Raw genomic sequence first — 13,223 nt, 5'->3', positions numbered from 1 at the left:
AATCTTCTCCCTATTTCAAGGTCAGCTCCTTAAAGCGCTTGGTGAGGTCGGTGAGAGACTGCTCTACGCCCATGCGCTCCAATGAAGAGGCACCTACAAAGCCGTGTACACTGGTTTTGGACAGGATTTCGGCTACATCTTCCGGGGTGTTCACCGGCCCTCCGTGGGCCAAAAAGAAAATATCTGGATTAACGCCCTGTGCGGCGTCCATAATCTCTTGGGTTCGGGCGATGGCATCGTCCATGGTACAGGAAGCATTCACTACCCCTATGGACCCTCCAACGGTGGTGCCCACATGCGCAATAATGGCATCGGCGCCAGCCTCGGCCATTTGCCTGGCCTCCTCAGCCGTAGCCACATATACGATAGAAAACAGATCCATCTTACTGGCGATAGCGACCATCTCTACTTCTTTCTGGAAACCCATACCCGTTTCCTCCAGTACGGCTCTAAAATGACCATCGACGATGGAGTGGGTAGGGAAATTATTGATTCCAGAAAAACCCATTTCTTTCACTTTCAAAAGGTGATGCCACATGCGCCGACGCGGGTCGGAGCCGTGAACTCCACAGATAACGGGTACTTCCTCTACCACGGGGAGTACCTCAAATTCTCCGATTTCCATGGCCACCGCATTGGCATCGCCGTAGGCCATCAAACCGGCCGTAGAGCCATGTCCCGACATACGGAAACGTCCGGAATTATATATAATAATCAGATCAGCTCCGCCTTTTTCAATGAATTTGGCACTAATGCCCGTGCCGGCGCCCGCAGCTATAATCGCCTTTTTCTGATTGACCGTGGCACGTAATCGTTCTCTTACTTCTTCCCGGGTGTAGGGATTCCCTTTACCCGTCCATGGATTTGGCATAAATATTTAATATTTAACTAAAACAAATGATTTCCCGATTTAATAAGGGTCAAACGTGACCTTTCCGGCTCAGCGCTATTAACCCCAGCAGTTGCCCCACTAGATGTTCGGCGAAACTGGCGTCGTTAATATGCGCATCAACCTCTACCACTTGTAGCCTTTCGTTCGCACCTTCCCTGATACTGTCAAAAAGTGACTGGTTTGCGGAAGGATTATGAAAAAGGCCATCCACATCGTCCATCTGCGATACGCCTCGCAAGGGCAGGGTAATCTGAGTCGGAGCCCTATTGGGCGACAATTTACTAACAATCTCCTTGCCCAGCACCCGATTTTCCTCTTCATTGGTACGCATGAGTGTAACATCTGGTGCCCAGCTGTATAATTGTCGGTGCCGAAATTGCTGGGGAACCGTGTCCAGATGCCCAAAATTAACCATGTCCAGACAACCCGGGACTACTACTTGCGGCAGCCCCATCTCCACCGCTGCCAGCAGCCGATCGGGCCCTGCGCTACATATTCCTCCACTGAGATTATCGGCGAGTTCGGTAGTAGTTATGTCCAGTACAGCCTCGAAACACCCCTCCCTAATCAGCAATTCCATGGTCTTGCCCCCCACTCCAGTGGCATGAAAAGCATACACCTCATAGCCTGCCGCATTGAGCAATTCTGTACATCGGTCCACACATTTTGTGGTGTTGCCAAACATGCTGATGGCGATACTTTTCTGCATGGGAATGGGATATACTGCCGCTTGAGACATCCCGGTAATGGCGGCGGCGGCTTGTGCCACGAAGGCTTTGATGATGGGGTTGAGGCCTGCAATGTCGACTACTGAGGGCATGAGGGTAATATCCTTATCGCCAATCTGCCGGGATAGGTCCTTGGTCGCTAGAGTTGTAAGGCATAGCTTGGGAATGCCTAGAGGGATGCCTTGCATCGCTGCCAGGGCCATATAAGTACCTCCTCCCCCGCCCATGCCAATGGCTCCTTTGATCCGGTTCTCAGCCACCAGCTGGGCTACTAATTTAGAAGCACCTTTGCCCATGACCTCAATAGCTTTTCCCCTGTCACCGAGCTTGCGCAAGCCTTCAAGATCATTATCCGCCGCCAAGGCCACCGCTTCTGAGGTAAAGTCGACCTGAAAATGGCAGGTACCCTCCATCACGCCAGTATTGAGGGTAAGCACCTCCTGTCCTAAAGACCGAAGCCGCTCTAACAAATATTCAAAGACAACGGCTTTCGTATCGAAGCATCCTAAAATCAATATTTTTTTATCGTTCATCCTTACATTCTATTTTAAATGGTACAATTGGCACTAGACAAGGGCCCCTTATACTTCGATATCAAATACGATGCACTGTTCCAGGCATGGCACCACCAGTTCCTTCACCCGTTCATGAATGGGATGGGGCAAATAGGCATCCCGAGCTTCAGCGCTGTCGAAGGTCATTAAAAAGCCATGAGTAAATTCCCCATTCAACCCTTCATTGCCATTATATGGGCCGTGCTCACAGGAAATCAGACCCTCTATCTGCCCTACCATTCCTTTCAAGGCTTCAAAGCACGCGTCAATCTGTAGGGCACTTACCTCTTTTTTAAATTGAAAAACACCAAAATGTCGGATCATACTGTCAATCGATTGGTTTAGAAATCATTTCAAGGTCTTAATATAAGATAGCAAATCGGCGACTTGTTGATCGCTGTAATGATCGATCAGCCCTTTGACCATAAAGGAACGACCTCCCATAAAGCCCTGACGGGCAATGCTGGATGCGGGAACAAACACCGTGGTCCCGCCCATAAAAGCAATGGTAGCTCCCCGCTCGTCTTTATTGACCAGATAGCCCTCTACAGTGCTTCCGTCTTTTTTGCTAATGCGATAAACTGCATAGTTGGACTCGACGGCAGCATCGGGATCGAGGATGGCAGTCAGGAGCGCTTCCGTTTCCCGGGAGGCCGAACCGTCCAGAGCGGGGGCTATTTTTTGACCCTCATTGCCTACCTGATGACAAAGGAGACAGGTTTGAAAGAGCAGTTTACCATTTTCAGGAGCGCCCGACTTCTTGGCTGCCAGAGCCATATAATGGTCTAATTTTTTTTGCAATTGCTGCTTACTTGCTACCTCGGCAGCTTTCACTTCTTTCAATAGCTGTTGGGCGTGAACATCCGATTTTTTGGCATCTAGAATCCGTTCGGCAGCCGATAAGTCGAAGGACTTGGAGCTTAATTTCTTATTCCCATACAGTGCTTTCATCAGGGCACCCCCTTCCACCGTACGGGATAGGTCTGTCACCAGTTCTTTTTTCTCTGATTCAGACAAAGCCGGAAGCCAGGAAAGCACCAGTCTCTGGGCTTCGGCCGCGTCCGATTTTAGCAAGTTACCGATTACCTGCCTTTTTAAGTCCACTCCTATTTTTTCATTTTTTAATAGCGCTACCAAAATAGATCTGCTACCGGCGGGGTCTACTTCCATGGCCTTCAATGCAAGAGTCAAAGTCTTTTCCGAAACATCTTTAGAGAGTATACTTCCGATATTTGTCAGGGGTAATTGCAACTGATAACGCCCCATGGTTTCTAATGCCAGTTGCCGCTCCGACTCTAAAGTACTTTTCAGTAGATTCTGCACTGGCTTCATCAATATTCTTTTCAATGGCTCAGTTTGTATCTGAGCCTGATTTCGAACGGCAAACTCTAAATATTGAGGCTGGTTTTCTTCTTGATAGAGAACCTTTTCGGCCATCCCGTATATATTCGGGTTGGTCAACATTCCCGCCACAGCGACAAAAGTGGACTCATCGAAAGAACCACGTTTTGACAAGGGCCAAAACTTTTGAAATGCAACTTCCCTTGCCTCCTGTGGAAGGGCCTGTATGGCCCATAGCAAGTTCTCAATCGGAATGCCTGCTGGTAAATCCTGACTCAAAAACATATTCAGAGCGCTGCTATATTTTTCCAGTGCTTTTCTTGCCAGATAACGCTCAAGTTTTCTTTCATAGCTCCCTCCCATTTCATTCCCTGGCAGCTCGGGCTTACATGCATCTACCAACATGGCTATTAATGTAGGACTGGCTTTATCCAGATCGGCCGCACTGCGAAGTATTTGAGAACGTATCATAGGATTAGAGTCCTGGGAGTAGGTCATGAGAAGCTCCGACTTCTGCTCGGTAGTCCCTGCAAAACCTACCAATGCCCTCATGGCTTCTCTACGCAGGTCGTCATAAGGCCCTATCATAAGCTGATTGAGGAGCTCCAGGTCATCCGCTTCCAGACTTTCAAGAGCCCACAACGCATGGATGCGTGTAGACTCAGTTTGAGACGAATCCAGAATTATCTTCGAAAGCAGGGGGATTAGCGCCTTGGTTTCCTCTAGAGGTCTATCAGCAATCTGATGCCACGCAGCACGTTTTTGCCAAATTGAAGGCGCTTTTATATGATCTACCAAGTCGGCAGTCGGTATTTTTGTCAGATTGGGGACGGCACGAGGTTTTTGGCTTTCATGTCTGATGCGCCATATGCGTCCATGTCCTTTGTCCCGGTCGGGATGTGTAGTGGGCAGTTCATTATGCGAAACGATTTTGTTGTACCAATCGGCAATATACAAACAGCCGTCCGGTCCAAATTCCATATTAACGGGACGAAACCAGTCGTCTTCTGAGGTCAGAAAATCGGCTTGATGGGTAGCCTCCACCTGGCCATTGGGCAGTCTGATGATTTTCACAGCATTAATGGTGCTGGTAATCGGATTGGCCAACAGGGCCACATCTTTCCATTCGGCAGGAAAACTTCCGGAGTCATCGTCGGCAAAGGCCAGGCCCGAGATGCCCGTACCTCCTACCCGAAAGCCATGCAGCTGAGGCATAAATGGCTGATAGGTCCGGAGCCTATCATTACCTATTCCCGGGAAGGCCGCACCGGGTTCCATTGGGGCTATGGAATAGCCCAGATCATTGGCTTCGCAGCCATACCATTGGCCGTTCCCCCTTAGTTGATAGCCCCAGATATTATTCAGCCCGGCGTTGAGCAGTTCAAGATTTCGCCCATCCATAGAGAAGCGACCAATTTTGCTATAATCAATTACGAGTTTGTCATCACTAATCAGCGACGTTACCTCACCTTTATTTAGTGCACCATGGCTAAAATGTATCCAGTTACCCGGAGCCCGGGTTAATACATGGGTCATGGTATGTGTATCGGTGATCCCAAAGCCAGTCAGCAAAGGCTTACGATGCTCAGCCTGGCCGTCAGCATCCTGGTCATCTAAAAAAAACAACTCTGAGCCTTGAGCCACATATGCTCCATTTTTGTAGGGCAAAATACTCATGGGAATGGTAAGCCCATCGGCCCAAGTCTTCACCTGTGGCCTAGCTGAATCATAGAGTCCGGAGAGAATCAAAATCTTATCCGTCCCTTTAGTCCTACCCGCATACAGATCCAGTATTCTTTTGAATTCCGGGTGCTTCTGTTGAGCCTCCCGATCGTTCATTAATTTAAGCAATTCATCCCATTTTATATTGGTGACAGGGTCGAGGGGATACATCGATGCCGTTTGAGTCCATAGTCTTCCGGCGTCGTCGAAAGTAAGATCAATGGGATTGATGATCCCATCTTTTTCGCTGGCAACCAGCTCCACCACGAAGCCTGGAGGAACTTTAAATCCCGCCAACTCTTCGGCTGGAGAATAAATACGGGTCCGTGTTGAATGTGTTTTCTTTTGCCCATAGGCCATGGGGGCAAGCAGCAGATAAATGCCTGCCAGAATAATAGCATATTTTTTCATTAAGTCTCGGTCTAGGAAATGTGTAATACGTTGGAGTTTAAAGCTCGGTAATAGTCAGATCCCGAAAGGCCACCTGCGCCTTGCCCCCTGAGTGAATCTGCACGGCTATAACTCCCTTCTGAGGGATCGACGGGTCCTTTTCGACATAGCTAGCGGTTTTTATGCCATTAATATAAATTTCATGTAGCGAGCCTTTGCAGCGGATGGTATAGCTATTCCAGCCCTCGGGATTCAGCACATGCCGAAGGGTTGATAGCTTCCCTCCAACCAGCTTTCCTCTTCGGTGTTCGTCGTAGATATCGCCCCAGTAGCCTTTGCCGATATCGGCTTGGTACCCGATCATTTTCCCATCTTTGACAATAGAACGGTATTGAATACCACTATTGATTAGTCCGGTAGAGGCATCTCCCCAGATTTTAAATAAACAGCTGAATTCAAAATCGGCATATTCTTTAGTGGTATACAAGTAGGTATTGGCAGGAATCTTATAAGTACCATCACCACTTCGGATGGTGCTATCGACTACAGACCACGCACTCATCTTGGCAGGGTTTACCGTAGTCCAGCCGGTGAGATCACGCCCATTAAAAATTGATTGAGATTTTGGCAATGACTGCGCCTGAGCGGCAAGTCCGGTGATAAGGAATGCAAAAAGAAGACATTGTTTTTTCATGTATCAAGTGTTTAGGAATATTCTCAGGTACCATAATCATATAATACGAATAAGTCCAAAAACGCTTTAATCTATCTGAAAATAGATATAGACTTTTGTAAAAAGTTTATATCTATCATAGGTTATCTTGATATCAACAATGCTAGTACTCCCTTATTCTCGGCCTGATCTAGCAAGAGGTAAAAACAAAGTCACCCCCACTTACCGTCCAAACACCTTTTCACCGTTGATATAGGTGGCAAGTACTTTGGTAGACAACACCTGTCTGAGTTCGGCCTCCATAGGATTGGTATCGAGCAATATAAAGTCCGCCGATTTTCCTACTTCCAGACTACCCTTTTCCTTCTCCTCAAAGGCCGCTTTGGCGGCCCATATGGTCATGCCACGCAGCGTTTCCTCTCGGCTCAGGGCCTGGTCGTACTGGAATCCTCCTGCCGGAAAACCCGCAGCATCCTGACGAGCGGTGGCAGCATAGAAAGTTTTGAAGGGAGAAATATACTCTACAGGAAAATCCGTGCCAAGTGGAATCCAACCATTGGCACCTAGCAGCCGCTTAAAGGCATAGGCCCCTTTCACTCGCTCTGTTCCCAATCTATCCTCAGCCCAATACATATCACTCGTAGCATGGGTTGGCTGTACGGACGGAATAATGTTATAGTCTTTGAAAAAATGAAAATCGTTTTCATTCACCACCTGAGCATGTTCAATACGCCAACGACGGTCGTTGCCAGGCTTTAAAACCTTGGCATATGCCTTTAATATCTGCCTGTTACCACTGTCTCCTATGGCATGGGTACACATCTGAAGATTACTTTTTACCAACATTTGAGCGAGGCTGTCGAAATGTGCAGGATTGCTCAATAGAAATCCTTTCCAGCCCGATTTATCAGAATAATCATGCAGCAGGCTCGCGCCACGGCTGCCCAGCGCTCCATCGGCATATACTTTGAACCCACCTACATGGAGAAGATCCGTTTTATATGGTCCTTTTTTAATCCAGCGCTCGTAATAGTCCTTCGTATCGTTCAGTAAGGCGAAGACTTTCATTTTTAGCTTTCCCGCTTTCTGGCTGGCATCAACAAGTTCAACCGTATGCTCACTCACCCCGCAATCGTGCACACCTGTAAGGCCTTGTTGAAAACAATACTCCTGGGCCTTGAGGTAGTAGGCCGTGGTCAATGAGTCGGATAATGGGGGAATATGGATCTCCACCAAGCCCATGGCATTATCGATTAGTAATCCGGTAGGCTTTCCATTTTTCAATTCTATACGCCCCCCTACAATTTGGGTGGCAGCCGTTATTCCTGCCCGATCGAGGGCTACCTGATTGGCCAGGGCGGCATGTCCGTCTATACGGGTTAGAAAAACAGGTCTGTCGGGGAACATTTCATCGAGTTCTCTTTTAGTAGGAAAAGACTTGTTTTCCCAGTCGTTCTGGTCCCATCCTCTTCCGAACAACCATTCCATGGGCGCTGACTGGGAATAAGCCTTCATTTTCTGCAATACTTCTTCGTAGGACGTAGTGCCTGTTAGCTCGCATTTCCACATATCGGTGGCATAGCCCGTAAAATGGCAATGTGCATCTATAAATCCTGGCAATATCGCCTTCCCCTCTGCATCTACCGTTTCTTGAGACTCATAATTTTTTAGAATTTCATCGTTACTACCGATGGCTATCACTTTCCCATCCCGAATGGCCATGGCCTCTGCCGTCGTAAAAACGGAATCTACTGTGTACAGCATGGCATGGTGAACGATCAGATCGGCCTTTTGTTTGGAATTACAAGCCAGATTGAGGGTCAATCCTAGAAATAGGGTCCAGTTTAAAAAGGGAATAGATTTCATGCAAAGAAAATAAAAGATTTGGGATCAGTAAAAATACACACTTTTAGTAGATCTGAAAATCCCGTCCTAAAACGTAAGGCAGGCACCATGTTAACAGAATCCTACCAGTGATCCCTCCACTCCTCCTATAACGACGGATTTGCAGAACAGGGAAAACCCTGAAATCTTGTAATTTGAAACTTACACTTTCAAATTACAAGATTTTTTAATGATATTTGTACTTTAGGATTCAATAGTAGAATAAAAAAATGATCGAAAGATAATTATTATCCCCTTGGTAAGAGCACTGGAAAGCATGCCATCGGTAGCTTACTAGGTCCTAGACAGGTAGGCAAAACTACTCTGGCACTGACTTTATCCTCAGAATACATTGACAAACCTTTTATAGATCTAGAACTGGAGTCGGACCTGGCGAAGTTAAGCGATTCGGAGGTATACTTTGCGCAATGTAGAAACCACCTAATCATCATTGGTGAAGTACAGCTCAAGCCAGAAATATTTAAAACTTTACGAGGCATAATCGACAAACGAAAAAGGACAGGTGAAAAGTCGGCCCAATTCTTACTATTGGGGTCTGCTTCTAGAGATTTATTACAACAAAGCTCAGAAACATGGGCAGGTCGAATTCGTTATTTAGAATTAACACCCTTTCTAGCCTCCGAAGTATACACGGACAATCCAATTGATTTTAAAATAGAACGGTTATGGCTCAGAGGAGGCTTTCCTGATAGTTATTTGGCACATGATGACCAAGAAAGTTGGCAATGGCGTTCAGACTTTATCGCGACCTATGTGGAAAGAGACATCCCTAAGCTTGGGATTAACGTTTCCAACTTACGGATGCGCAGGTTTTGGAGCATGTTAGCGCACTATCACGGACAACAAATCAATATGTCGTCCTTGGCTAAGAGCCTAGAAGTATCACATACAACCATACGCCATTATCTAGATATCCTGACAGACCTGTATAGGGTTCGTCAGGTACAGCCTTGGTCTGGTAATACAAAGAAACGACTAATCAAATCCCCAAAGATATATATACGAGACACGGGCCTGTTGCATCGGTTGCTTTCCATTCCGGAATTCGAAGATTTATTGGGCCATCCCGTAATAGGTGCTTCTTGGGAAGGCTTCGTAATTGAAAGTATTTTGAGCAATATATCGGACCAATGGACGGCGAGTTATTATAGAAGTGCAGAACAAACTGAAATTGATCTAATATTTGAACGCTCCATGATCCGATATGCTATTGAAATTAAGAGAACCAGTGCACCTAAGGTTCCAGCTGGATTCCTTAGGGCCTGCGAGGACATTAAAGCCACAAACAAATTTATCATATACACAGGCACTGACCGATTCCCTTTATCAAATCAAATGGAAGCAATTGGTTTAATTGAATTCTTAAAAAATTTTGAGTTGCAAACCTACTGACATACTGCTGTCACTGGCCACCGTTTTCTTTGTATCAGGAATCAATTACTTTACCTTAAACCAGAGAAAGAAATGGAAACAAATCAGAAATCTGCCCCCACCGAAGAAGCAGTTTTAATAAGCCCTATACAGATGCTGACCCATTGGCAGGGCCACCGTAGCCTTACACGGCGGGCAATAGAAATCTTTCCAGAAAAAGAGTTCTATGAATTCAGCATAGGTGGCATGCGTCCCTTTGCACAGCTTTGTATGGAGCTCATAGACATTGCCGGAGCGGGGGTTCGGGGAATGGCTACCGGCGACTGGTCGGGGCCCGATATGAATGGGCACCCGGCTCCTCCGGCCACCAAGGCCGGACTACTGGCACTGTGGGATGCAGACACCGAAGAGATCAATAAATTCTTCCCCCTGATTACACTAGAGAGATTTCAGGAGCATGAAGCGGCCTTCGGGATGTATGAGGCTCCCATTTATAGTAGTCTTCTTTACTTTATAGATAACGAAATACACCATCGTGCGCAGGCTTATGTATACCTGCGTGCCTTGGGAGTAGAGCCTCCGGCTTTTTGGGAAAGGCCTCGTTAAAATAATAAACTGGGCACTTACCGATTTGTAAGGGCCCAGTTTGTTGGATACAGGTTTGGAGCTGTTAAGCCTATGGTACAATCACAAAGGGCGCAACACCAGACTGTGATCCAGCGAGCACTTTAAAATAATATCGACCCATTTCCAAATGTGGCAACATACTACCAACGATGTGCTGCTGCGCATCCAGTTCAGGATCTGACTGCTGAAAAAGTATTTGGCCAGCTTGATTATAAATATGAAGTTCTACATTACCATTATTACCATTGGCACCAATACCATCGAGGGCAAAAACGATATTTTGCTGCGTACTGGGATTGGGCGACACCGTGATTGTAAAAGGTACCTCATAACCCTTTACAGCCACGATACGAGAATAGACATGCGTCCCATCCCAATCGAGCTGATTCAGACGGTAATAACTCCAGCCGGCGTGGCTGTTGTGATCTAAAAATCGATACTCTTTTGACCTTGAGCTATTCCCTGCACCATCGATATAGCCTACTTTTTCAAAATCGTTAATTCCCGTAAAAGAACGTTCCACTTCGAAGCCTTGGTTGTTGGTCTCGCTGGCCGTTTCCCAGGTCACCTCCACCTGATCTACCTCTTTTCGTTCGGCTTCAATCCGAACCAGAGTTACCGGCAAGGCATTATTGCAAAGGTAATCGTTTCCACAGTCGGCTTGGGTACGTAGGTTAGAATGTGGTGGACTATAGGTTAACGCCAACTGTTTTTTATAATAATCGGGGTCCGTTCGTCGTACCAGTTCCTCCGCCCGTAGCTGATGCCCAGACTTATAAGGCTGTTGGATATTCTGATTTGTAGAAGATAATACCTGACCACTCGTCTCAGACCAAATAAAACTCAGGCTACAAAAAATGATTGAAGAAATTGAGTTCATAGGTACGATTATCAAGGTGTATTAGTTTCCAAATTCCAAGTAAATACCTGTTCAACTCTATTGTCCATATTATGGGTAGTCTTGATTTTCGCAAAGTTCAGCGAAAAGCTTTCAGACATCATGGGACAACCTCCACCACACTCAGCAGAGCTAGCTGAATAACTAGCAATAAGTACATCCTCTAGTTCAACTTCCGAGACCTTTCTATCTTCGCCATTATAATATCGGATAAATGCTCTGGGAATGATCATACCCAAAGCTAAGGAGTTCATGATCTTCGTGGAACTGATATCCAGATCCTTGGTCAGGCTATATTCCGAAATGGTTAGTTTAGAAGCCTCTCTCGGCCCCCCAGCACTTGATTCAATTTGCCTTTCCATACCCATCTGGGCACTAGTTAGTTTGACTTCGTCGGCATGTGGCCCAGTTAGCCCTGATCCTGTTGTAATATCTCTAATATGCAGATAAATGCCCTGTGCGTAACTCGTTGAACATGTCAAAATAAGTGCCAGGAGGAGAAAGTACTTGTAGGGTTGCTTCATAAATTCTATATGGTTTAATAAAAAATATCCTACCCACTCAGGAAATATTCTAGAGTGAGTAGGATAAATTTAATCAATACAGACTTTAAATAAAATTATATTTTGCAATATTCAAATTAACATGCGATTAATTCTTAGTCAACCTAAATAAAATGATAAAAAACAAAACATAATTTGCTAACAAAACTATTACTTATCTAAGTGCTTCAATTTCTGAAATGGTTTTGGGTAAGGGCTTTCCAAGTACTCGATTTCCCGTTTCCGTGATCAGCAGATCATCTTCGATTCTTATTCCTGAAAAGTCTCTATATTTTTCGAGTTCTGTATAATTTACAAATGCCGCTAGTTTGTTTTCAGCCTTCCACTGGTCGATTTGGGTAGGAATAAAATAGAGGCCTGGCTCTACCGTTACCACAAAACCTGGCTCTAGAACACGACCAAGTCGGAGAGATTTCCAGCCAAAGGCGGTACCCTTTTGAAGGTTATCGCCATAACCTACGAGTTGCTCTCCAAGGTTCTCCATGTCATGCACGTCCATACCCATCATATGGCCCAATCCACATTGGAAAAACAGGGTATGCACATCAGCAGCCAAGGCCTCCTGCATATCACCTTTCAGAATCCCTTGTCCTTTTAAGCCTTCCAAGAGTTTCAAACTGGCCAAAGCATGGATGTCTTTAAACAAAACCCCAGGTTTGCAGGCCTGTATGGCGGTCATTTGAGCCTCCAGAACGATCTGATACATTTCTTTTTGAATGCTGGTAAACTGTTTTCCTACCGGAATGGTTCGGGTGAGATCGCCACAGTAGCGCATGGCCGTTTCGGCACCGGCATCACAGAGGGCCAGTTGCCCCTCCTGAACCGGCAAATCACGGGCATGGGTATGCAGTATCTCCCCATTTACGGTCAGAATAACGGGATAAGAGACATTTCCCCCACCTGCGATGGCTAGGGCTTGAAGTTGTCCGGCCATGGTGAGTTCAGTCATTCCCGGACGTAGCTCCCGCATAAAATGCAGATGCATATCAACGGAAGTATTCACAGCCTTTTCTATTTCAGCCACCTCTTCCTCCGACTTATAGGCTCGCATGGAGACTATAGCACGAATAAAATCGGCTGAAGCACGGGTAGGGATTTCAGGCACTGCCATCCCCAGTAACGCCTGAAGTCTCAGCGTATGTTCGGCCCGGTAGGGAGGCAGAAAATGGATCGTCTGCCCACTATGAATGGCTTTTTCGACATACTTATAAAAGGCTCTGGCAGGTCGAACCTCAGAAATACCCACCTCCCCAGCCTGGTCCTGCAAGGAGGTTTTAGGGCCTGTCCATACGATATCGTCGAGGGTGAGCTCATCACCAAAAATAATAGTCAAGTCGCTATCCACATCCACGATGGCATTGAGATTGGGGGCATCCAAGCCAAAAAAGTACAGGAAAGAACTGTCCTGACGAAAGGGATAAATATTGTCGCGGTAATTCATACCACTATCCTCATTGCCTAGAAATAGCAAGAGTCCGTTCCCCATTTTCTCTTTAAGGGTTTGGCGTCTGTGTATATAGGTTTGTTTGGAAAACATAGCTAGATAGTCATTTGTAAGG

Annotated in this window: 11 protein-coding genes; 2 read left to right on the top strand and 9 right to left on the bottom strand. The window is 46.2% G+C overall.

The features are described 5' to 3' along the window. Positions 1-10: 10 nt before the first annotated feature. The 6 genes from X939_RS0115740 to X939_RS0115715 form a co-directional block, all read right to left on the bottom strand. Positions 11-871 (bottom strand): phosphoenolpyruvate hydrolase family protein, encoded by an 861-nt coding sequence (locus tag X939_RS0115740; RefSeq protein WP_025764251.1) that lies wholly within the window; start codon positions 869-871, stop codon positions 11-13. 49 nt (positions 872-920) lie between these two features. Then, positions 921-2,153, bottom strand: coding sequence for a Tm-1-like ATP-binding domain-containing protein (locus X939_RS0115735; RefSeq protein ID WP_025764250.1), 1,233 nt, complete (start codon positions 2,151-2,153; stop codon positions 921-923). Between the two features lie 48 nt (positions 2,154-2,201). Continuing rightward, positions 2,202-2,498: a Dabb family protein gene (locus X939_RS0115730; RefSeq protein ID WP_025764249.1), complete on the bottom strand. Its 297-nt coding sequence runs from the start codon at positions 2,496-2,498 to the stop codon at positions 2,202-2,204. Between the two features lie 24 nt (positions 2,499-2,522). After that, positions 2,523-5,648 (bottom strand): DUF7133 domain-containing protein, encoded by a 3,126-nt coding sequence (locus X939_RS0115725; protein WP_025764248.1) that lies wholly within the window; start codon positions 5,646-5,648, stop codon positions 2,523-2,525. 37 nt (positions 5,649-5,685) lie between these two features. Continuing rightward, complete coding sequence (locus X939_RS0115720) at positions 5,686-6,321, bottom strand: 3-keto-disaccharide hydrolase (RefSeq protein WP_025764247.1); 636 nt, start codon at positions 6,319-6,321, stop codon at positions 5,686-5,688. 201 nt (positions 6,322-6,522) lie between these two features. Further along, on the bottom strand, positions 6,523-8,166 hold the full coding sequence (locus X939_RS0115715) for an amidohydrolase (protein WP_025764246.1): 1,644 nt from the start codon (positions 8,164-8,166) through the stop codon (positions 6,523-6,525). A 300-nt stretch (positions 8,167-8,466) separates the two neighbouring features. On the opposite strand from X939_RS0115715, the gene X939_RS22540 reads away from it, so the two are divergent. Both X939_RS22540 and X939_RS0115705 read left to right on the top strand, forming a co-directional pair. Then, a complete protein-coding gene (locus X939_RS22540; protein ID WP_044199737.1) occupies positions 8,467-9,597 on the top strand; it encodes an ATP-binding protein in 1,131 nt (376 codons plus the stop codon). 72 nt (positions 9,598-9,669) lie between these two features. Then, positions 9,670-10,182, top strand: coding sequence for a DinB family protein (locus X939_RS0115705; RefSeq protein ID WP_025764244.1), 513 nt, complete (start codon positions 9,670-9,672; stop codon positions 10,180-10,182). Between the two features lie 70 nt (positions 10,183-10,252). On the opposite strand, the gene X939_RS23160 is transcribed toward X939_RS0115705, so the two are convergent. The 3 genes from X939_RS23160 to X939_RS0115690 all read right to left on the bottom strand — a co-directional run bounded on the left by X939_RS23160 (position 10,253) and on the right by X939_RS0115690 (position 13,201). Continuing rightward, complete coding sequence (locus X939_RS23160; protein ID WP_025764243.1) at positions 10,253-11,083, bottom strand: hypothetical protein; 831 nt, start codon at positions 11,081-11,083, stop codon at positions 10,253-10,255. 11 nt (positions 11,084-11,094) lie between these two features. Continuing rightward, positions 11,095-11,625: a type VI secretion system tube protein Hcp gene (locus X939_RS0115695; RefSeq protein WP_025764242.1), complete on the bottom strand. Its 531-nt coding sequence runs from the start codon at positions 11,623-11,625 to the stop codon at positions 11,095-11,097. A gap of 193 nt (positions 11,626-11,818) precedes the next feature. Beyond that, entirely contained in the window at positions 11,819-13,201 is a 1,383-nt protein-coding gene (locus X939_RS0115690; protein ID WP_025764240.1) for an aminopeptidase P family protein, read from the bottom strand. Positions 13,202-13,223: the final 22 nt, after the last annotated feature.

The organism is Dyadobacter tibetensis Y620-1, assembly GCF_000566685.1.
GTDB lineage: Bacteria > Bacteroidota > Bacteroidia > Cytophagales > Spirosomataceae > Dyadobacter > Dyadobacter tibetensis.
This window is presented reverse-complemented; position numbering and strand designations above follow the sequence as displayed.